Raw genomic sequence first — 21,137 nt, 5'->3', positions numbered from 1 at the left:
CGTATGCGTGGCTGCCTTATCCACGCAACGTCCGGCTTAATGTGGCGGTGAGAGGGGATTGATTCGCTGCGCTCACCCTGCGGGCAGCGTCGCAGGCTCCGCTGTCCAACGGGCTGCGCCAGTTGTCGAACCCCGTCGGGGTTTCTCACCCCTCTCTTTGCAGAATATGCAAAAAAAAAGTCTGAACTTGCGTTCAGACTCTTCTTTAGAATGTGGCGGTGAGAGGGGGATTGATTCGCTGCGCTCACCCTGCGGGCAGCGTCGCAGGCTCCGCTGTCCAACTGGCTGCGCCAGTTGTCGAACCCCGTCGGGGCTTCTCACCCCCTCTCTCTGCAGAATATGCAAAAAAAAAGTCTGAACTTGCGTTCAGACTCTTCTTTAGAATGTGGCGGTGAGAGGGGGATTCGAACCCCCGATACGTTGCCGTATACACACTTTCCAGGCGTGCTCCTTCAGCCACTCGGACACCTCACCACATTTTTTTGTTAACCGCGCTGGGTCAACGGGGCGCTACTATAGGGAGATCGCTGAAAAGGGTCAAGTGCTATTTTCTCCTTTTGTTCTATCCGCTTAAGCTCTGAGCGTAATGCCGCAAGCCTGCTCAATATGCCTGTTCTGTCATCAAATCATTCCCATTCCGTCACAAAACTGTCACCGCACTGTCGCAGACTTGTCCACGGAAATATTTGGTTATATCTATGGCTAAGGATGCTTATAAATGAAACAGATACCTCTCTTTACGGTTACGCTGCTGGCTTCTCTGATCGCGACTTCAGCCGTGGCAGAAGACGCAAATTATTCACGCGCAGCCACTGGCGACGTGACCGAACACGGCGGGGCGCGTCGCCTCAGCGGGGACCAAACTGAAGCGCTTAAAGCTTCATTAATCAATAGCACCGCAAAAAACGTGATTCTGCTGATTGGTGACGGCATGGGCGATTCGGAAATCACCGCTGCGCGTAACCAGGCGCGCGGTGCCGGCGGTTTCTTCCCTGGCCTTGATGCGTTGCCGCTTACCGGCCAATACACCCACTATTCGCTCGACAAGAAAACCCATAAGCCGAATTACGTGACGGATTCCGCCGCGTCGGCCACCGCGTGGGCGACCGGCACCAAATCCTATAACGGCGCGATTGGTGTTGATGTGAACGGCAAAGATCAGGTGACGATTCTTGAGCTGGCGAAAGCCGCCGGGAAAGCCACCGGTAACGTTTCGACCGCTGAGCTGCAGGATGCCACGCCAGCCGCGTTAATGGCGCACGTGACCTCGCGTAAATGCTATGGCCCGGAGAAAACCAGTGAGCTGTGCCCGGGCAACGCGCTGGAGCAGGGTGGAAAAGGATCGATTACTGAACAGATGCTGAAAACCCGCGCGGACGTCACGTTGGGCGGCGGCGCGAAATCCTTTGGCGAAACCGCCAAAGCCGGCGAGTATCAGGGCAAAACCCTGCGTGAACAGGCGCAGGCGCTGGGCTATCAGTGGATTGATAATCTGGATGGCTTGAACGCCATTCAACAGGCCGATCAGCGCAAACCGGTATTGGGTCTGTTCGCCGATGGCAATATGCCGGTACGCTGGCAGGGACCAAAAGCCAGCTATCACGGCAACATCGATAAACCGGTGGTGACCTGTGAAGTGAACAAAGATCGTCCGGCTTCCGTGCCGACGCTGGCGCAGATGACTAAAAAAGCCATCAATCTGCTGAGCACCAACGACAAAGGTTTCTTCCTGCAGGTGGAAGGCGCGTCGATTGATAAACAGGACCATGCGGCTAATCCGTGCGGTCAGATTGGTGAAACCGTCGATCTGGATGAAGCGGTGCAGGAAGCGCTGGCGTTTGCCCGCGAGCACGGCGATACGCTGGTGGTGGTGACCGCCGATCACGCACACAGCAGCCAGATTGTGGAAAACGGCACCAAAGCACCGGGCCTGACGCAAGCGGTGAATACCAAAGATGGCGCGGTGATGACCATCAGCTACGGCAATTCAGAAGAGGATTCGCAGGAGCATACCGGCACACAAGTCCGCATTGCGGCGTACGGTCCGCATGCGGCGAATGTGGTGGGTTTGACCGATCAGACCGATCTGTTCTTTACCCTGAAGGATGCGATGGGACTCAAATAAGGTGTTAAAACGGTCGCCATAAATGGCGACCCTACTGATAGCTGATGTTACAACCCGCGTTTCGCCATCAAGCGTGCTAAATCCACTAAACGATTCGAGAAGCCCCATTCGTTATCATACCAGGCAAGGATCTTCACCAGATTGCCGCCAATCACCAGCGTGGAAAGCCCATCAATAATCGATGAACGGGCATCGCCCTGATAATCGCTGGATACCAGCGGCTCGTCACTGTAACCAAGAATCCCTTTCAGTGGACCTTCTGCCGCGGCAGTTTTAAACGCGTCATTCACTTCTTCAGCCGTCACATCGCGTTTCAGCGTTACGGTCAGATCGACAATCGATACTACCGGCACCGGCACGCGCAGAGAATAACCGGTCAAACGACCATCCAGCTCCGGAATCACCCGACCCAGCGCCTTCGCGGCACCGCTTGAGTAAGGCACAATCGACAGCGCCGCCGCTCGCGCACCGCGCAGATCTTTTTCCGGCTGATCGTGCAGTACCTGGCTATTGGTATAAGCATGCGTGGTGTTCATTAAACCGTGCTCGATACCAAATGCCTGATGCAGTACCGCAGCAGCAGGTGCTAAGCCGTTGGTGGTGCAGCTGCCGTTACTCACCACTAAATGCTGCTGCGGATCGTAACGCTGATCGTTGACGCCCAACACTATCGTCAGATCATCGTTCTTGCCTGGCGCGGAGATAATCACGCGTTTAGCGCCGCCGCTGGTGATGTGTACGGCGGCTTTGTCGCGTTCGGTGAAGAAGCCGGTGGCCTCAATCACGATATCCACGCCAACGTCGCGCCAGCGGATATTGGCCGGATCGCGTTCGCTGAATACGCGCACCGCTTTGCCATCAATGCGTAATTCGCCTTCCCCGGCTTCCACTTCCGCCGGTAGCCTGCCAAGCAGGGAATCGTGTTTAAGGAGATGAGCCAGCGTTTTACTGTCGGTGAGGTCATTGATGGCAACGATTTCAATATCGTCGCTGCCGAGCGCTGCACGAAAAACGTTACGCCCGATACGGCCAAAGCCGTTGATGCCGATCTTAGTCATGATTGACTCCTTTTCCGAAGATGCTGGAGTCACTGTAGGCCGATGGCGCTGTGGCGTAAACGCCAAAAAAGGATCACTTTACGCCAACTTCTTGCAGTGGAAGCGTTGGCGATATTCGCCCGGCGTAAGATGCAGCTGGCGCTCAAAGCAGCGACGTAAATTGATGCTACTGCCAAAGCCGGTATGCTGCGCGATGCGATCCAGCGTGTCGTTGCTTTGCTCTAACTGCTCACGCGCCGCGGCGAGGCGCGCTTCGGCGACATAACGTGCGGGCGGCGCACCGGTTTCGCGGGTGAACACGCGGGTGAAATTGCGCGGGCTCATGGCGACGCGCGCTGCCAGCTTCTCCACCGACAGATCGCCGGCAAGATTGGCGCGGATCCAGCGTTGTAACTCGCTAATCGGGCCAACGCCGCTCGGCGCTTGCAGATTGAAACGGCTGAACTGCATCTGCCCACCGGGACGGCGCAGATACATCACCATGTCCTGCGCAATATCGCGCGCCACGCTGAAGCCGAAATCCTCTTCCACCAGCGCCAGCGTCAGATCAAAACCCGAGCTGACGCCGCCGGAAGTCCAGATCGGGCCATCCTGAATAAACAGCGGGCCACCTGCCACCTGAATCTGCGGATAGCGCGTTTGCAGGGTATCGAGCAAGCGCCAGTGCGTGGTGGCGCGGCGGCCATCCAGCAGGCCGGCTTCGGCCAGCAACAGCGCGCCGCCACACACCGAAACTACGCGGCGCGCTTGGGGTGCCGCCAGCTTGATGAAATCGACCACCATATTGCCTTCATCGGCGCTGTCGCCACGGCCGGTAATCATAATGGTGTCCCAGGCGGTGCGCGGATCGAGGTCTGCCAGTTTGATATCGGCCAACAAGTTAAGGCCGGATTGGCCGTGGATCACCTGATGCGATTGGGTGGTGGCGAGGCTAACGCGATAGCGTTGCTGTTCTGTGCCAACCGGCAGATGCTGATTGGCGCGCATCAGAATATCGGCGATACCCGCTGATTCAAACAGCATGCCGCCGTCGGGCACAATAATAAGAAAGTTTTTCATGGCGTAAAAAAGACACTTTAGCGAAATAAGCCAAAGTGTCGCATGCGTGAGCAGCATGTACAACCTGTAGGGTGCGCATTAATGCGCACCAGGTCGCCATAAATGGCGACCTTACGCTTAGGTAGCCGATTTATCCGCCACACCAATGCGCCACTGCTCGGGCGGCAAGGTGCCGTTCACCGCGAAATCGCCAACGATGCGATCTTTGTAGATGCGCGGATTATGCGAAGAAAGGGTGCGCACGTTACGCCAGAAGCGATCCAGCGCCAATGGCTTCAGCGTGGCCGATGCACCTAACGCATCAAACAGCGTTGAGCTGGCATTGAGCAGCAGATCGCTCACCACATTCAGCGACTGCGACACCTCCAGCTCGGCCATCGCCACCGCCTGATGTTCCTGTTCCTGATTGCCGCTCAGGTGCGCATCAAACGCGCGTTGCACCGCGCTGGCGGCGTGCAGCACTATAGCGCCGCTGCTGTAGGCTGCACCGCGCAGGCGTCCCACCACCTGTAAAATCTGCGCGTCCTGCGCGGCACGCGGCGCATTACCGTTGCTGTAAGTACGCGTACGTGCGGCGACCTGCTGTGCCACTTCACCGCTTTGCGCGCGGCCAATGCCGGCCAGCGTCGCCAGATGAATCAGCTGATAAAACGCGGGTGAATATCTGAAATGAATCTCTTCATTGATGTCATCGGCGGCGATCGCCACGTTGGCAAACATCGCCGTGCCGCTGGCGGTCAGGATTTGGCCAAAGCCGTTCCAGTCATCCAGCACCGTCACGCCCTCCGCGGTGCGCGAAACCGTTACTGAGACGCCTTTGCCATTTTCATCGGAGATGCCGATATCAATCCAGTCGGAATAGAGCGAACCGGTGGTATAAAACTTGCGGCCATTGAGCCGCCAGGATTCGCCGCTGCGCTCAATGCGCGTGGAGAATTCAGACTGGCGCGCATCACCGGTCTCACTCCATGCGGGGCCCACGATGTCACCGCGTCCAAGCCGCGTCAGCCACTGATCACGAAAATGGCTGCTGCCGCTGTTGAGTACGTTTTCCACAAAGCCGAGATGGCCGCGAATCGACTGCACCAGATTGGAATCCGCCTCACCGAGCTCAATCAGCAGCGCAAACAATTCAGGCAGCGTTGCCCCCAGGCCGCCATGGCTCTCCGGCACGCGCAGCGCGGTAAAACCGCTCTGTTTTAACCACGCAATTTGCTCCAGCGGCAGTTGACGCTGCAGCTCACGCGCAATCGCACCTGTACGTATTTTCTGGAACACAGGGCGGAAACGCTCCGCCAGCTGTTCATAACGGGATGAGGGGCCAGCGCCCCAGCCTGATTCGATGTGCGACATGACGCGTCTCTCCAGCATAGTAATTTGTTCATTACTATGTCATCGCCATTGGGCGCGATTTAATGCTTTTTCTGCGTAAGCTATTTCGTCAAATAACTAATCAGCGGTTATTTCACTATATGGAACAAATAATTCAGTTCTGCATATTGACTGCCACAATTGTTATTTGCCGCGCTTTATATCTGTGCTCTATTCAAACGCTACTCCGAAAATTACCCATTAATTTCCAGAAAATATAATTTCAAGCGGAATAGATTCACGCGAAATCTGTTATTGGCCTTTAGCCGGGGAAATGTAGCGAAATGAAATATCAGCCTCTTCAGCGGTTATTTATACCGATATTGGCGACAATAGGTTGTGCGTTGCCCTTAAGCGTCAGCGCGCAAACCGCGTCGCCCCGTTATAGCGACGGCACACTGGTTTATCTGCATGAACAGGAACCGCCGTGCTTGTGGGGCGGCTGGGTGCAGCAAGCCTATTTATCGCGTCAGGTTTTTGATTATCTGGTGAGTTATGACAACGGACAGATTCGTCCGTGGCTGGCTGCCAGCTGGCGTGAATCCGCCGATCGTAAAACCATTACTTTTCATTTACGTCACGACGTTAAATTTACCGATGGCGATATGTTTAATGCCGATGCGGTTATTGCTAATTATCCGGCGTGGCAAAAAGGCATAGGCTGGCACGGTTTTACTTATATGACGGGATTTACCAAGGTCGATGAATATACCGTGGCGCTGCATTTATCGGAGCCGAATCCTGAAATCTATAACGTGCTGGCAAATGGTCATTACGGATTTCAGTCACCCGATTCGCTGGCGCATAACAGCAGCGAGCAGAAGTGCTTACGCCCGGTCGGCACCGGACCGTGGAAAGTGGCGCGTTGGGTACGCGGCGATGGCATCAGCTTTGTGCGCAACGACGATTATCGCTGGGCACCGCCAAACGCGCACCACAACGGCCCGGCGTATATTAAGCATCTGGAGTGGAAGTTCGTACCGGATGCTACCACGCGCTGGGGCGCGCTGGTCAGCGGCGGTGCGGATGTCATTTATCAACCGCCGTCGGCGCAGTGGCAGGCGCTGCAACAGCACTATCAAACGCTTTCTTATGTCGCCACCGGGCGGCCGCAGGCGTTCTCCTTTAACGTGCAGCGCGGGCCGTTTACCGACCAGCGAGTACGCCAGGCGTTTGCTTACGCGCTGGATCGCAAGCAGATCGTCAAAACCGTGTTCAAAGGCGCGGTGCCGTATGAGGGCAACGGTTCGCTGAGTAAAAGTACGCCGCTTTATCTCAATGTTGATGACCGCTATTCACTCAATATCGCCAAAGCCAATCAGTTGCTGGATGACGCGGGCTGGACCGGGCGTGATGCGCAAGGCTATCGCACTAAAGACGGCAAAACGCTGGATGCGCGCTTGCCGTTTATCCAGGCGATTATCGACCAGGAAGGCGCGCTGATGCTGCAGGCGGTGCAGGATCAGGTCAAACGCGTCGGCATCAAGCTGGAACTGATCCCGCTGACGCAAACCGAAGGTTTTGCCGGGGCGCGTTCGCGTCCGGCGGACAAAGAAATCAGCTTTGGTTACTGGGTGTGGCCGTCGCCCAACATCCTCGACATCGTCTACAACCACGCGCTGAACGGCGCCTTCAACGGCAACAACACCAGCTTTTTCAATCATCCCGAAGTGGAAGCGCAAATCCTTGATGCACAGCGCGAGCCCGATCCCCAGCGGCGCCAGCAGAAGTTCGACGTGCTGCAAAAGTGGTTTGACGATCAGGCGATTGCCATCGGCGGCTACAACTTCACCTACAACATCGCCATCGCCCATAACATCCGCGGGCTTTGGCAGGATCAGGGCAATGGATTGCTGAACTTTAACGATGCGTACTTCGTGCAGGAGAAGCCATGAGTGAATTAACGTCCGCGCCGCAGAGCCGCGCCAGCCGGGTTGAGGCGCGGGCCGCACCGCGCAGCCGCAGCGTGACGCTGTTACGCTGCGGCTGCGTCCGCCTCGCCTCCGCGCTGTTTGTATTGTGGGGCAGCATCACCGTGACCTTTTTGGTGTTGTCGGTGCTGCCCGGCGATCGCGCCACCATCCTGCTGAACATCACGTCGGGGCAGGTGATTGAACGCACGCCGGCAGAACTGGCGCCCATCAATGCGCAATACGGTTTCGATAAGCCGATCGCCGAACAGTATCTGCACTACCTCTGGCAGCTGCTGCACGCTGATTTTGGCTTCTCATTTGAGTTGCAGCGCCCGGTGGTGCACATCATCGCCGAGCAGCTGCTGCCGACCTTTACGCTGGCGATAGCCGCTCTGCTGCTGGCGTGGATCATCGCCATTCCCTGGACGCTGCTTACCGCCGGGCGCAATCGTCGTCTGGCGGCGTTTGGCTCGGCGGTGGAAACCATCATGGCCGGATTGCCGCAGTACTGGATTGGCATTCTGCTGTTGATCGTTTTCGCCATCGGCCTGCGCTGGTTCCCGGTGGTCGGCGGCACCAGCGTACTCGGCACTGTGCTGCCCGCCATCACGCTGGCGATTCCGCTGGCCGGCTTTCTTGGTCACGCGATTCGCGGAGAATTCGAACGCAGTATGCAGCAGCCGTTTGTGCTGTCGGCGCGGGCGCGCGGCATGAGTTTAGCCGGTGTGCGACTGCGCCATGTGTTACGCCATGCCTTGATTCCCGCCATCACGCTGAGCGGCTGGGCGATGGGCAATTTGCTGTCCGGCGCGGTGTTGGTAGAAGCGGTGTTCGCCCGACCGGGGCTCGGCAATGTGCTGGTCAATGCCGTGAGCAACAAGGACTTTGCCTTGGTTTCCGGCATCGTGATTCTGATTAGTTTCCTCTACATCGTTATTAACCTGGTGGTTGACCTGATTTATCTGATCGTCGATCCCCGCCTGCGAGGTCGCGCATGACAACTCATCTCACGGAGTACGCCGGTCCGCAAGCAACGCGCGCCCGCTGGCAATGGCCACTTTCGGTGCTGCTCTCCGGCATTGTGGCGCTGTTCTTTATTATCGCGGCGATCGCGCCTGGCGTACTGGCGACCCACGATCCCTTCAGCACCGATCTCTATCGCGCCCTGCAAGCGCCATCGTGGACCAACTGGCTCGGCACCGATGACATCGGACGCGATCTGTACAGCCGCATTATCTGGGGCACGCGTCAGTCGTTGCTGATTGGTATCGGTGCGATGGCGATCGCGCTGTTGGGTGCGATTGTACTCGGCTTTAGCGCCGCGCTCGGGCCGCGCTGGCTGGCGGAACCGGTCAATCGCCTGCTGGAAATCCTGCTGGCGTTTCCCACCTTGCTGCTAGCGCTGCTGTTTGTTGCCTTACTCGGGCCGTCCGCCAGCAGTTTGCTGATCTCGGTCGGCATTGGTACCGCGCCGGGCTATGCGCGGCTGGTGCGCGCGCAGGCGTTGCAGGTGAAGCAATCCGGTTATGTCGAAGCGGCGCGCGCGCTGGGTCATCCGTGGCAGCGGCTGTTTACCCAGCACATCGCGCCCAACGTGTTCCGGCCGCTGTTCTCGCTGGTGGCGTTAGGTATCGGGCAATCGGTGGTGTGGGCGTCGGGTCTGTCGTTTCTTGGATTAGGCGTGGTGCCGCCGTCGCCGGAGTGGGGCGCGCTGCTTGAAGCGGGAAAAATTAACGTCACCGTTGCATGGTGGCTGGAAGTGCTGCCGGGTATTGCAATTGTGTTGGTGGCGCTGTCGTTTACGCAAATTGGCCGCTACCTCCAGCAGCGAGCAGAAGGAGAGAAGCGCTAATGAGCAGCAATGTAATTGATGTGTGCGGCCTGAATATCTGGGCCAGCAGCGAAAGTGGGCAACCACGCCATATTGTGAAAAATGTCAGCTTTACGCTGCCTCGCGGCCAATGTCTGGCGCTGGTGGGCGAATCGGGATCGGGAAAAAGCGTGACCGCCCGTTCGCTGGTGGGATTAGCCGGTGACGGATTACACGTACAGGCTGAAACGCTGAGCCTGCACGGCGAGACGCTGCTCGGGCGCAGCGACGGCTGGTGGCGACGCGTACGCGGCAGCAAAGTGGGGTTCATTTTGCAGGATGCGCTGGTGTCGCTCGATCCACTGCGTCCGGTAGGAAAAGAGATCGCTGAAGCGCTGGCGCTGCATGGCTGGGGTAACGCGGCCAGCCGCCAGCAGAAAGTGCATGCGCTGCTAGAAGAAGTCGGCGTGCCACAGGCGGCCTATCGCGCCCGCCAGCGACCGGGCGAGTTATCTGGCGGCCTGCGCCAGCGCGCATTGATTGCCTCGGCAATTGCGCTGCATCCGGATGTGCTGATCGCCGATGAGCCGACCACCGCGCTGGATGTGACGGTACAGGCGCAGGTGCTGGAGGTGTTGCGGCAGATGCTGGATCGCGGCACCAGCGTGATTCTGATTAGCCACGATCTGGCGGTGGTGGCGAAAATTGCCGATCAGATTCTGGTAATGCAGGGTGGCGTAATTGTAGAAGCGGGCACGGCACAACAGGTGCTGCAGCAACCGAAACATCCTTACACCCAAGGATTGATCAACGCGATTCCCAGCGAGCACACCAAAGGACAACGGCTTTCCGGGAACGCGTCCGGTGAACCTGCGCCAGCGGCGGCGAAATCAACGGAAGTGCTGCTGGAAGCGCGGCATATTGTGAAGCGTTTTCGTGGGCACAGCGCCGTTGATGACGTTTCCTTTACCTTGAAACGCGGCGAAACGCTGGGGATTGTCGGCGAGTCCGGTTCGGGTAAAACCACCTTGTCACGTATCGCGCTGGCGCTGGAATCACCGGACAGTGGCGAGGTGCTATTTGCTGGTCAGCCGTGGAGCCGGGCGTCCGCTGCCCATCAACGCGCGATCCGCCGCCAGATTGCCGTGGTGTATCAGGATCCGCTTTCCTCGTTCGATCCACGCTGGCGGGTGGCCGATCTCCTGCTGGATGCGATTGCGCTGGATCGGCATGCGCCTACGCAGACACCGCGAGAGCGCGCCATTAGCCTGCTGCAATCGGTCGGACTTGGCGCGGAACATCTCAATCAATGGCCGGCGCGCATGTCGGGCGGCCAGCGCCAGCGCGTGGCGATTGCCCGCGCCATCGCCACCCATCCGCAAATAATTGTGCTTGATGAAGCCGTCTCGGCGCTGGATGTCACTATTCAGGCGCAAATTCTTGATCTGCTTAGCGATCTGCAGGCGCAGCTTGGCGTCAGCTACCTGTTTATCTCGCACGACCTTGGCGTTATCCATCACATGAGCGATCGCGTGCTGGTGATGCAAAACGGCCAGGCGGTTGAGCAGGGCACCGCCGATGAGGTGTTCTACCGCCCGCGCCACCCCTATACCCAAACGTTACTTGCCGCGTTGCCACGCCTGGCCGCGCTGGAAACTGCCTAACTTTGCTATTGGAGCGAACATGTCACGCGAACTGATTTATAACGGATTTTTGCATCTCACCCCCAATCATCACAGCCACGGTTACTGGCGCACGCCGGAAGGTCAGGTGCAGTACAACTACAACCAGCTTGATGCCTATGTGAAAACGGTGAAAACCCTCGAAAAAGGGCTGTTTGATACTTTGTTCATCGCCGATGTGGTGGGCGTGTATGACATTGAATATGGCGATGGCAAAACCACCATCAGCGCCGGTACGCAGTTCCCTGAGCCCGATCCGATCACCATTCTCTCGGCGCTGGGACTGGCCACGGAGAATCTGGGACTGGTGGTGACCAGCAACGTGATTCAGGCGCATCCGTTCTCGTTTGCGCGCCAGATCTCCTCGTTGGATGAGTTCACCCGCGGCCGCATTGGCTGGAACATCGTCACCTCGTATCTCTCCAACGGTTTCCGCAATTACGGTTATCAGGACATTGTGCCGCACGACGAGCGCTACGAATGGGCGCAGGAGTACCTCGATGTGGCGTACAAACTGTGGGAACTGTCATGGGAAGAGGGCGCGGTGCTGCACGATCCCGCCACCAATCGCTTCTTTGATGCCGATAAAATCCACAAGATTAATCACGTCGGTAAGCGCTATCGGGTAGAAGGGCCGCACATTGTAGAGCCGTCGCCGCAGCGCAGCCCGGTATTCTTCCAGGCGGGGAACTCGGATGCCGGCCGCCGCTTTGCCGCCCGCAATGCCGAGGTCACTTTCCTGCCGTCACAAACGCCGGACACCGCGCGTAAAGATATCGCCATTCTCAATCAGGATGTGGTGGATTTTGGGCGCCAGCCGGAGGATTTGAAGAAGCTGGTGATGCTCTCCACCGTAATCGGGTCGACGGAAGAGGAGGCGAAACGTAAGCAGCAATATCTGTTCGACAATATCGATATCAACGCGCTGCAAGGGTTCTACAGCGGCGGTTCCGGCATCGATCTGGCCAATATCGATCCCGACACGCCGCTGACTGAGCTCAGCCGTCGCGAGGAGTTCAGCCAGCATATGCGCTCCAAATTCCGTATTGCGGTAGATGCGGATTACGGCCAGGGCCGCGTGCTGACGTGGCGTGAATACCTGATCCAGCACGCGTTGCTGCCGGGCCGTTTTGCCGGTACACCCGAGCAGATTGCCGATCGCGTGCAGCAATTTGCAGATGCCGGTGTTGATGGCTTTAACGTGGTGCCGGTCACCACGCTCGGCTGGTGGGATGAATGGGTCGAGCACGTGGTGCCGGTGTTGCAGAAGCGCGGTCTGGCGCAAAAGGCCTATAAAGACGGCACGCTGCGCGAGAAGATTTTCGGCAAAGAGAGCCGGTTGCCCGCGTCGCATCCGCAAAGGAAGTTGACGTTGGGTTCCTGATACGATTCACCCAGGTGCGCATGAATGCGCACCCTACAACATCGTAGGGTCGCCATTCATGGCGACCGCTAATTAATGAATCCTATTCATAGAGCCAATCCTCTTTCAGGCCATTATCTTCACCATCCCTTCCGCTACTATGACCGTATTCGATCTCTCTGGAATTCAACATGGATCACGCCTCAACGCGTTCTCAATCCTTCACCGTCAAATCGAGCGGTTTGCCGTTTATCCTCATTCTCAGTGCGTTGATGGCGATCACCTCGTTATCCACCGATATCTATCTGCCCGCCATGCCGATTATGGCGCGCGAGCTGCACGGCGATGCGGAACTCACCATTACCGGATTTCTCATCGGCTTCTGTATTGCCCAGCTCATCTGGGGACCGATCAGCGACCATTTTGGCCGCAAAGTGCCGCTGTTTATCGGATTGGTGCTGTTTGTGATCGGCTCTGTCGGCTGTGCCCTTTCCAGCGATATCACGCAGATTGTGTTCTGGCGGGTGTTTCAGGCGCTGGGTGCCTGTACTGGGCCGATGCTGGCGCGCGCGATGATCCGCGATCTCTTTGCCCGCACCCGCGCTGCGCAGATGCTCTCCACGCTGATGGTGGTTATGGCGATTGCACCGATTGCCGGGCCGCTGCTGGGCGGTCAGATGATCCGCGTGACATCCTGGCACGCCGTCTTCTGGCTGCTGGCGGTTATCGGCGGCGTGATGCTTATTTTGATGTGCTGGTTGCCCGAAACCTTACCGGCAGACAAGCGGATAAAAGCGTCGCTAGCCGGTGCGTTTAGCAACTATCTTGCTCTGCTGAAAAATCGCCATTTCATGCGCTTTACGCTGTGCGTGGCGTTCTACTACGTGGCGGCTTACGCCTTCATTACCGGCTCGCCTTTCGTCTATATCTCTTATTTCGGCATCGATGCGCAACATTATGGCTGGCTGTTTGCGGTGAACGTGGTGGGTTTGATGGCGGTCAGCATGGTGAACCGACGTTTGGTGCACCGCTATCCGCTGGAATCCCTGCTCAAAGTAGCGGTGATCACGGCCACCTTCGCCGCGTTAATAGTGGCGCTGAGCGCCAAACTGGCCTTCGGTGGCATCCTGATGATTATTCTACCGGTGTTTGTGTTCTTCTCGATGAACGGCATTATCGCCGCAACCTCCACGGCCGCCGCCATGGATACCGTGCCCAATATGGCGGGTTCCGCCTCAGCGCTCATCGGCTCGCTGCAATATGGCAGCGGCATTATTTCATCGTTGTTGCTGGCGCTACTCAGCGATGGCACGCCCTGGACCATGGCGTGGATTATCGCGCTGTTTACCGTGGCAAGCGCGGTGATGGCGCTCAGCGCCGCCACGGTAAAATCTCACGGTTAAATGTTTTGGTCGAAGAACGGATCGAGCTGGCCCATCGCCTGATCGACATAACGCGGTACCCAGTACGTCTCGATATGCGTTGCGCCTTCAATCAGATACAGCTTTTTGTTGGTGGTGCCGGTGGCTTTACTAAACGCACTTTGCGTCATGTAGAGCGAATCCGCTTTGCTGCCCGCCATCATCAGCACCGGCTGATTAATCAGGTCCATGTTGCTTTGAGCGTCAAAGCGCATCAAATCCAGCAGGCTGCTGGTGGTGTAGCGGAAGGTTGAATTTGGATGTGCATGGGTTTTCCAATAGTACTCGTAGCCCTGGCGATAGAGATCGAACGGCAGTTTAGCAATCTGCTCATCTGTCAGATTGGCATCGCCGGAATAGGTGACTTCACCGGTGGTGGCTTCTTTACTGCGTGCCTCGGTTGCTGCCCGCAGGCGATCCTGAATCGTCGCGAGCTGTGAATCCTGATAGCCGTTACGTCGCACCAGGCCGGAATCAAACATGCTCAGTGTGGCCAACGCTTTAAAACGTTTATCGGTCTGCGCGGCTTTGAGGGCATAACCGCCGCCACCGCAGATACCCAGTAAACCGATGCGTTTCGCATCAACGCCGGGATAGCGACTAAGGTAATCCGCCATGCCGTGAATATCTTCGATACGGTTAGCCGGTTTATCTACGCTGCGCGGCATGCCGCCACTGGCACCTTGATAGGCGGCATCGGCAGTGATGGTGATGTAACCGTGCTCGGCAAGACGCTGCGCGTAGAGGCCGGCAACTTGCTCTTTCACACCGCCGTTAGGATGAGCGACCACGATGGCCGGATAGTGCTTCGCCGGGTCGTAATTGGCGGGCGTATAGACGTTGGCGGCAATTTGTAGCCCGTGCAAATCATACTTCACCGGATGGATGTTGACTTTGCCCGCTACGTTTTGCGTGATGGCGCCGTGATAAACCAGCGTGAAAGGGTTCTGCTGGTGGTTAGCGGCCTGAACGCTTACGGACATTGCCGCGATCAGCAGGGCATGGATAGCAGTGAGTTTCATCTTCGCTCCCGGAGAAAAGTCGCGGCCTGCAAAGTGGGCTCGCGAGAGTGATATCGTCGGGTGAGCTTAAGGCGCCCGGGCTGTCAGCATCATGACCACAAGATAACAACCCTGTCAGTTTCACCGGGGCGTTGGCTGACAGCGCTGTCAGCAAATTGTCAGCTTACTGTTGGTGAGCTGCCGGCAAAATACCGTTTAAAGGTTGACATAAGGAAGCCCCGCGATGCGCTTATTGTTGGTTGAAGACGAAGAGAAGACCTCCACTTACCTGAGCCGGGCGTTGGGTGAATCGGGTTTTACCGTTGATGTCTCAGCTGACGGCGCAGAAGGCCTGCACTTTGCGCTGGAGTTCGATTATGACGCGGTGATTCTTGATGTGATGCTGCCAGGCATTGACGGTTACCGCGTGCTTGAAGGGATTCGTAGCAGTAAACAGACGCCGGTGCTGATGCTCTCGGCGCGCGGCTCGGTGGATGAGCGGGTAAAAGGGCTGCGCCTGGGGGCGGATGATTATCTGCCCAAACCCTTTTCGCTAATTGAGCTGGTGGCGCGCATTCAGGCGCTGGTGCGCCGTCGCATCAGCGATGGTGCCGACATCACGCAACTGCAAATCCATGATTTGCATCTCGATCTGCTGGCCCGTCGGGTGTTTCGCCACGGTATTCGGCTTGAGCTGACGGCTAAAGAGTTCGCACTGCTCAGCCTGCTGGCGCGGCATCAGGGGGAAATATTGTCGAAGATGATGATCGCCGAGCAGGTGTGGGACATGAATTTCGACAGCGATGCTAACGTGGTTGAGGTGGCCATCAAACGGTTACGCGCCAAGATTGATGCACCTTTTACGATTAAGCTGCTGCACACTGTGCGCGGCATGGGTTACGTGCTGGAAGTGCGGGAGCCTCACCATGATTAAACGTTCCATTTCCATACGTCTCGCACTGATGTTCGTGCTGAGTATTGTGCTGATCGTTTCGACCATCGGCTTGCTTCTGCGCGCTTCACTGCATGACTCGTTGCAAAAGCAGATGCATAACGAACTGCTGTTTCGGGAATCCTTAATGAGTCCGTGGATCACGGCGCGCACCTCAGACGATGGCTGGGCGACGTTGGCCCGTAAATTTACCGATTTAACCAGCGCCGAAGGCGAACGCGTGCGTTACTGGATTTTGAGCGATGATGCGCGTTTTAGCCTCGGTGGCGCGCCGCCGTTGGGCGTGAATTGGGCTTCCTTGCAGGAAGGGTTTAATAAAGTGCCAGGCGCAACGGATGCCGCCTGCTCACTGTTCTTGCTGGTCAAAACCCTTGCGGCTCGCGGTGAGCGACCCGCGTTGCGCTACGTGGTGGCCATCGACTCAACGCCCTATATGGGTACGCTTGATGCTTTCACGCGTACCTTACTGATCGTTTCGTCCATCGGCGTATTTATCGTGGCGCTACTGGGCTATGCCGTATCCCGTATTGGTTTGCGTCCGGTTGGTGCACTGAGCCAGCAGGCGCATCAGCTGGCACCGGGCGATCATACTCAGCGACTGGACACCTGCAGGTTACCGGATGAGCTGCAGCCGCTGGCTGCTGCCTTTAATGGTGTGCTAGAGCGGCAGGCGATTGCCTGGCGGCAGCTGGAGAGTTTCAATGCTGATGTCGCACATGAATTGCGCACGCCGCTCACCAATTTGATTGGTCAGACGCAGCTCGGGCTGGCGCGCCGCCGCTCGCCGGCGGAGTTGGAGGATCTACTCGGTTCCAACCTCGAAGAGCTGGAACGCATGACCTCTATCGTCAACGACATGCTCTTCCTGTCGCATGCGCATGCCGGGGAACATGCTTCACAGCTGACGCGCGTTTCCCTGCGCGCCGAGACAGTGAAAACCGCCGAATATGTTGAACCCTCATTCGCCGAAAAACAGTTGAAATTGCAGATCGACGGCGACGTGTGGGTGCATATCGACCGTCGCTTATTCCACCGTTCGCTGGCGAATCTGCTGGAGAACAGTGCGCGACATGCGGCACCGCACAGCACCATTAGCGTTAACTTCAGTGAAAACGCCGGTCAGGCAGTGGTTGCGGTCACAAATCCCGGCGCCGCCATCGCGCCCGAACATCTGCATCGACTGTTTGAACGTTTTTACCGGGTTGATTCTGCGCGCGCCAAAAGTACCACCCATCACGGGCTGGGGTTATCGATTGTGCGCGCGGTCGCCATCATGCATCGCGGTGATGTGTTCGCGCGCAGTGAAGGTGGAATGAATACCTTTGGGCTGACCTTTGCCTTAACGCCTGAACGTAAATCGCTGTCAGCTGCCGCTCGCGATGTCGCAGCGATCAAAACTGACAACATTGTCAGCAACCCGTCAGCATGACGACATCTGCGCCTCGTTAGAATCGATGCCTCGCAGCATCCACGTTCAATAAATAAAGGACGCATTGCATGACAGCAAAATCGGGCTTTCTGGGGCTATTGCTGCCCCTTGCTTTCTCATCTTTTGCTGCCGAGCCGGTAGTAAAGATTACACCGGCCGGCAGCCAACCGGCACTTTCGGGTCCGGCGCAAAATTTTACCGGCCAGGTACGCGTTGATCCGCTGTTTGTGGCGGATGAACAGATCAATGCTTCGGCTGCTTATGTCACCTTCGAACCGGGTGCGCGATCGGCCTGGCACACCCATCCCGCCGGACAGCGCCTGATTGTCACCTCCGGCGTAGGGTTAACCCAGCAGGAGGGGCAGCCGGTGCGCACTATTCGCGTTGGCGATGTGGTGTCGTGCCCGCCGGGCGTCAAGCACTGGCACGGCGCGAGTGCCAACAGTGCCATGACGCACCTTGCGGTGACCGGCAGAGTGGATGGCAAAAGTGTGACCTGGCTGGAGAAAGTGACTGATGAACAATACCGTGCCGATTAAGTCCTTCACCTTCGCCCTACTCATGCTTTTTGCCGGTAACCTGACTACCTATGCTGCAACTCACCAGGGAGTAACACCTGCAATGAACGAGTCATCGAATCAGTCCGAAACCCTCTCCGCACGACAACAAGCCATTCCTCTGATGGCGGTATTTATGGCAACCAGCAATATGGAAAAACTGGATGCCGCGCTGAATCAGGGGCTGGATGCTGGCTTGACGGTCAGTGAAGCCAAAGAAATTCTGGTGCAGCTGTATGCCTATACCGGATTTCCGCGCAGTCTCAATGCGCTGAGCGCGTTGATGAAAGTGACAGAAGCGCGTAAGCAGCGCGGCATTAAGGATCAACCGGGCAAAGAGCCTGTGCAGCCCATTCCGGTGGGGGATGCGCTGCGTCAGCTCGGCACCGCTAACCAAACCAAAATTTCTGGCGCGCCAGTACAAGGACCGCTGTTTGATTTTGCGCCGGTGATCAACCAGTTCCTGCAAAGCCACCTGTTTGGCGATATTTTTGCCCGTGACAACCTTGACTGGCAAAGCCGCGAACTGGCGACGGTAGGTGCCTTAGCCGCCACGCCGGGTATTGAAGCGCAGCTGCTATCGCATACCCGTGCCAGTTTGCGGGTAGGGTTGACGCGCGGGCAGCTGCAGCATCTGGTGCAAATTTTACGTGCCAGCGGGGAAGAGCAGGCCGCTGCGCGCGCGGAAGCCGCACTGCACGCGGCGCAAGATACGCCATAGATTTCATGTCAGAGGAGCGAAGTCATGTCAGATGCGCATGATGCTAACCGCAGAGTACTACTCAGCGCGCTGGCGGGCGCGGCGTTTTCCGCTGCCGTGCTTAAGCCGGCGTTGGCTAACACCGTGCCTGGGCAAAATAACCGCGCGACGCTGGTGGTGTATTTCTCCCGCAGTGGCAATACGCGGGTACTGGCAGGTGTTATTCATCGTCAACTCAACAGCGATATTTTTGCAATTGAACCGGCAGTGGCCTATCCCGATGACTATTTTCAAACGGTTGAGCTGGCGAAAAATCAGCGCGATCGGCAGGTGAAACCGGCGTTAAAAAACAGCGTTGCGGACTTTGAACGCTACCAGACGATTTATCTGGGCTTTCCGGTTTGGGGCACCACGGTGCCGCCGGTGGTGCAATCGTTTCTCAGCAGCCATGATTGCCGTAATAAACGCATCATTCCGTTTATTACCCACGGTGGTTACGGCATCGGCGACAGTGAAGCGATTCTCGCTACGCTGGCCGCGGCGGCGCAACGAGAAAAACCGCTGGTGCTGGAGTGCGATCAGGAGAGAAGAACCACCGAGACCGTCACCCAATGGTTAGCGACGGTTGACAGCTAATACACAAACATAAAAGAGGGAAAGCGTGTGAAGAGATCGGTAAAAATCTGGGGTGTAGGTTTGCTGGTGGCGGGGTTTATCGCTACCAGCCACGCCGAACCGTTAGTGATTCAGGCACAAGGCAGCTTCGCTGCGGGCGGTACGGTGGTGACAGCGCCGGGACAATTTGATGCCAAAAAACCGCTGGATGCAGCGGGCCAAACCTATCATGGCGACCACGCGGCGGTGTTTTATCAGATTCCGCAACATCCGCATAAATATCCCATCGTGATGCTGCATGGTGCCGGACAGTTCTCGCGCACCTGGGAAAGTACCCCGGATGGGCGCGAAGGTTTTCAAAATATTTTCCTGCGTCGCGGATTTGCCACCTATCTGGTTGATCAACCGCGCCGGGGTGCGGCTGGTCGTAGCACGGTAGCAACCACTGTCACGCCGAAACCGGATGAACAGATGTGGTTTAACCAATTCCGCCTTGGCGTATGGCCCACCTTCTTTAAAGGCGTACAGTTCTCTCAGGATAAAGACGCGCTGAACCAATATTTCCGCCAAATGACGCCCAATACCGGGCCGTTTGACGTCAACGTCATCTCCGATGCGATGTCCGCCGTTATCGACAAAAGCGGTCCCGCCATTCTGTTTACCCATTCACAGGGCGGCGGGCCTGGCTGGTATACCGCGATGAAAAACAGCAAGGTTAAAGCCATTGTCGCCTTTGAACCGGGCAGCGGCTTTGTGTTTCCCGAAAACGAATTGCCGGCACCGATGCCCAGCGCGTTCGATACGCTAAAAGGCGAGCCGGTGGCGCTGGACAAGTTCATGGCGCTGACCAAAATTCCGATTCTGATTTTCTATGGCGACAACATTCCGGATAAAGCGAGCAGCATGCCAGCGCAGGACAGTTGGCGGGTAAGGCTGGCGATGGCGCGCCAGTGGCGAGATGTGGTCAATAAACACGGTGGCGATGTGCAAGTGATCCATCTGCCGGAGATTGGCATTAAAGGAAATACGCACTTCCCATTCTCCGATCTGAATAATGTGCAAATCGCCGACCAGGTTAGCGCATTTTTCCAACAGAAGAATCTGCAGTAGCCGGCCAGCAGGGGGGATTAATTCATGAATTGAGTTAATAAACCCTAGCTAATTACCGGGTCTAATCAAAACAATCCTCAGGCGTTATGCTTTCGGAAACTAACGAAAGGATAACGCCATGCAAACTGTAAAACTGAATAACGGTCTCGAGATGCCGCTGCTGGGCTTTGGTGTGTTTCAGATGACCGATGCCGCTGAGTGTGAGCGCGCAGTGATTGATGCCATCGAAACCGGCTATCGGCTGATTGATACCGCCGCCTCATATCAAAATGAAACTCAGGTTGGTAATGCCATTAAGCAGAGTGGGGTGGCACGTGACGCGCTGTTTGTCACCACCAAGCTGTGGCTGCAGGACACCAGCTACGAGGGCGCTAAAGCGCAGTTTGAGCGTTCGCTTAATCGCCTGCAGATGGACTATGTCGATCTCTACTTGATTCACCAACCTTACGGCGATGTGCATGGCGCCTGGCGTGCCATGGAAGAGCTGCAGGCAACAGGCAAAATCAAAGCCATTGGCGTCAGTAACTTCCAGCCCGATCGTCTGGCCGATCTCATCGCGTTTAATAAAGTGGTGCCGGCGGTGAATCAGGTTGAAGTTAACCCCTTCAATCAGCAACTGCATGCGGTGCCGTGGATGAAGAGCCGCAACATTCAACCTGAAGCCTGGGCACCGTTTGCTGAAGGCAGAAACGGCTTGTTCCAGCATCCTGTCCTGACGGCGATTGGCGAGAAATATGGCAAAAGCGTCGGTCAGGTAGTGCTGCGCTGGATCTTCCAGCGCGGCATTGTTTCGCTGGCCAAATCGGTACGCAAAGCGCGTATGGCAGAAAACATCAATGTGCTGGACTTTGAATTGAGCGATGCAGAAATGCTGCAAATCACCGCGCTGGATAGCGCGACCAGCGCCTTCTTCTCGCACCGCGATCCGGCGATGGTGGAGTGGCTGACAGGCCGTAAACTCGACGTTTAAT

18 protein-coding genes, 1 tRNA gene and 1 other RNA gene are annotated in these 21,137 nt (G+C 56.9%); 14 read left to right on the top strand and 6 right to left on the bottom strand.

Going from position 1 to position 21,137, the window contains the following annotated elements; all coding sequences use genetic code 11:
- Positions 1-213: 213 nt before the first annotated feature.
- Positions 214-341: non-coding RNA, RtT sRNA (locus AC6I8K_RS11265), on the bottom strand.
- A gap of 45 nt (positions 342-386) precedes the next feature.
- Positions 387-474 (bottom strand) — tRNA-Ser (locus AC6I8K_RS11260).
- Between the two features lie 244 nt (positions 475-718).
- On the opposite strand from AC6I8K_RS11260, the gene phoA reads away from it, so the two are divergent.
- Positions 719-2,125, top strand: coding sequence for an alkaline phosphatase (gene phoA, locus AC6I8K_RS11255; RefSeq protein WP_483817620.1), 1,407 nt, complete (start codon positions 719-721; stop codon positions 2,123-2,125).
- 47 nt (positions 2,126-2,172) lie between these two features.
- Here phoA and gap read toward each other — a convergent pair whose 3' ends face one another.
- The 3 genes from gap to AC6I8K_RS11240 all read right to left on the bottom strand — a co-directional run bounded on the left by gap (position 2,173) and on the right by AC6I8K_RS11240 (position 5,595).
- Complete coding sequence (gap, locus tag AC6I8K_RS11250; RefSeq protein ID WP_497826733.1) at positions 2,173-3,183, bottom strand: type I glyceraldehyde-3-phosphate dehydrogenase; 1,011 nt, start codon at positions 3,181-3,183, stop codon at positions 2,173-2,175.
- Between the two features lie 78 nt (positions 3,184-3,261).
- Positions 3,262-4,242 carry a GlxA family transcriptional regulator gene (locus tag AC6I8K_RS11245; protein ID WP_497826732.1) on the bottom strand — a complete coding sequence of 327 codons (981 nt, stop codon included), beginning with the start codon at positions 4,240-4,242 and terminating at the stop codon, positions 3,262-3,264.
- A 117-nt stretch (positions 4,243-4,359) separates the two neighbouring features.
- Positions 4,360-5,595 carry an acyl-CoA dehydrogenase family protein gene (locus AC6I8K_RS11240; RefSeq protein ID WP_483817617.1) on the bottom strand — a complete coding sequence of 412 codons (1,236 nt, stop codon included), beginning with the start codon at positions 5,593-5,595 and terminating at the stop codon, positions 4,360-4,362.
- Between the two features lie 302 nt (positions 5,596-5,897).
- Between AC6I8K_RS11240 and AC6I8K_RS11235 the strand changes: the two genes are divergently transcribed.
- The 6 genes from AC6I8K_RS11235 to AC6I8K_RS11210 all read left to right on the top strand — a co-directional run bounded on the left by AC6I8K_RS11235 (position 5,898) and on the right by AC6I8K_RS11210 (position 13,784).
- Entirely contained in the window at positions 5,898-7,508 is a 1,611-nt protein-coding gene (locus AC6I8K_RS11235; protein WP_497826731.1) for an ABC transporter substrate-binding protein, read from the top strand.
- Positions 7,505-8,524 carry an ABC transporter permease gene (locus AC6I8K_RS11230; protein ID WP_497826730.1) on the top strand — a complete coding sequence of 340 codons (1,020 nt, stop codon included), beginning with the start codon at positions 7,505-7,507 and terminating at the stop codon, positions 8,522-8,524. The genes AC6I8K_RS11235 and AC6I8K_RS11230 overlap by 4 nt, the downstream gene beginning before the upstream one ends.
- A complete protein-coding gene (locus AC6I8K_RS11225) occupies positions 8,521-9,378 on the top strand; it encodes an ABC transporter permease (RefSeq protein WP_497826729.1) in 858 nt (285 codons plus the stop codon). Before AC6I8K_RS11230 ends, AC6I8K_RS11225 begins: the two co-directional genes overlap by 4 nt.
- Positions 9,378-11,000: a dipeptide ABC transporter ATP-binding protein gene (locus AC6I8K_RS11220; protein WP_497826728.1), complete on the top strand. Its 1,623-nt coding sequence runs from the start codon at positions 9,378-9,380 to the stop codon at positions 10,998-11,000. The genes AC6I8K_RS11225 and AC6I8K_RS11220 overlap by 1 nt, the downstream gene beginning before the upstream one ends.
- A 19-nt stretch (positions 11,001-11,019) precedes the next feature.
- The gene (locus AC6I8K_RS11215) at positions 11,020-12,402 is read left to right on the top strand and encodes an NtaA/DmoA family FMN-dependent monooxygenase (RefSeq protein ID WP_483817612.1); all 1,383 of its coding nucleotides are present in this window, start codon (positions 11,020-11,022) and stop codon (positions 12,400-12,402) included.
- 170 nt (positions 12,403-12,572) lie between these two features.
- Positions 12,573-13,784 carry a multidrug effflux MFS transporter gene (locus AC6I8K_RS11210; RefSeq protein ID WP_483817611.1) on the top strand — a complete coding sequence of 404 codons (1,212 nt, stop codon included), beginning with the start codon at positions 12,573-12,575 and terminating at the stop codon, positions 13,782-13,784.
- Here AC6I8K_RS11210 and AC6I8K_RS11205 read toward each other — a convergent pair.
- Entirely contained in the window at positions 13,781-14,824 is a 1,044-nt protein-coding gene (locus AC6I8K_RS11205; protein WP_483817610.1) for an alpha/beta hydrolase, read from the bottom strand. The two genes, AC6I8K_RS11210 and AC6I8K_RS11205, sit on opposite strands and share 4 nt — an antisense overlap.
- Before the next feature lie 223 nt (positions 14,825-15,047).
- Between AC6I8K_RS11205 and AC6I8K_RS11200 the strand changes: the two genes are divergently transcribed.
- The 7 genes from AC6I8K_RS11200 (at position 15,048) to AC6I8K_RS11170 (ending at position 21,136) form a co-directional block, all read left to right on the top strand.
- Positions 15,048-15,737: a heavy metal response regulator transcription factor gene (locus tag AC6I8K_RS11200; RefSeq protein ID WP_064738993.1), complete on the top strand. Its 690-nt coding sequence runs from the start codon at positions 15,048-15,050 to the stop codon at positions 15,735-15,737.
- Positions 15,730-17,184: a heavy metal sensor histidine kinase gene (locus AC6I8K_RS11195; protein WP_497826727.1), complete on the top strand. Its 1,455-nt coding sequence runs from the start codon at positions 15,730-15,732 to the stop codon at positions 17,182-17,184. The genes AC6I8K_RS11200 and AC6I8K_RS11195 overlap by 8 nt, the downstream gene beginning before the upstream one ends.
- A gap of 68 nt (positions 17,185-17,252) precedes the next feature.
- Positions 17,253-17,723 (top strand): (R)-mandelonitrile lyase, encoded by a 471-nt coding sequence (locus AC6I8K_RS11190; RefSeq protein ID WP_497826726.1) that lies wholly within the window; start codon positions 17,253-17,255, stop codon positions 17,721-17,723.
- Positions 17,701-18,462, top strand: coding sequence for a carboxymuconolactone decarboxylase family protein (locus AC6I8K_RS11185; protein WP_497826725.1), 762 nt, complete (start codon positions 17,701-17,703; stop codon positions 18,460-18,462). The genes AC6I8K_RS11190 and AC6I8K_RS11185 overlap by 23 nt, the downstream gene beginning before the upstream one ends.
- A gap of 24 nt (positions 18,463-18,486) precedes the next feature.
- Positions 18,487-19,077 carry a flavodoxin gene (locus tag AC6I8K_RS11180; protein WP_497826724.1) on the top strand — a complete coding sequence of 197 codons (591 nt, stop codon included), beginning with the start codon at positions 18,487-18,489 and terminating at the stop codon, positions 19,075-19,077.
- Positions 19,078-19,122: 45 nt separating this feature from the next.
- Positions 19,123-20,166 carry an alpha/beta hydrolase gene (locus tag AC6I8K_RS11175; protein WP_497827243.1) on the top strand — a complete coding sequence of 348 codons (1,044 nt, stop codon included), beginning with the start codon at positions 19,123-19,125 and terminating at the stop codon, positions 20,164-20,166.
- 118 nt (positions 20,167-20,284) lie between these two features.
- Positions 20,285-21,136, top strand: a complete 852-nt coding sequence (locus AC6I8K_RS11170; RefSeq protein ID WP_483817605.1) for an aldo/keto reductase — start codon at positions 20,285-20,287, stop codon at positions 21,134-21,136.
- Position 21,137 lies beyond the last annotated feature (1 nt).

It is taken from the genome of Pantoea sp. X-Soil-ISGK-421, assembly GCF_059730785.1.
The sequence above is the reverse complement of the archived record's forward strand: the minus strand, read 5'-3'. Positions and strand labels throughout refer to the sequence as shown.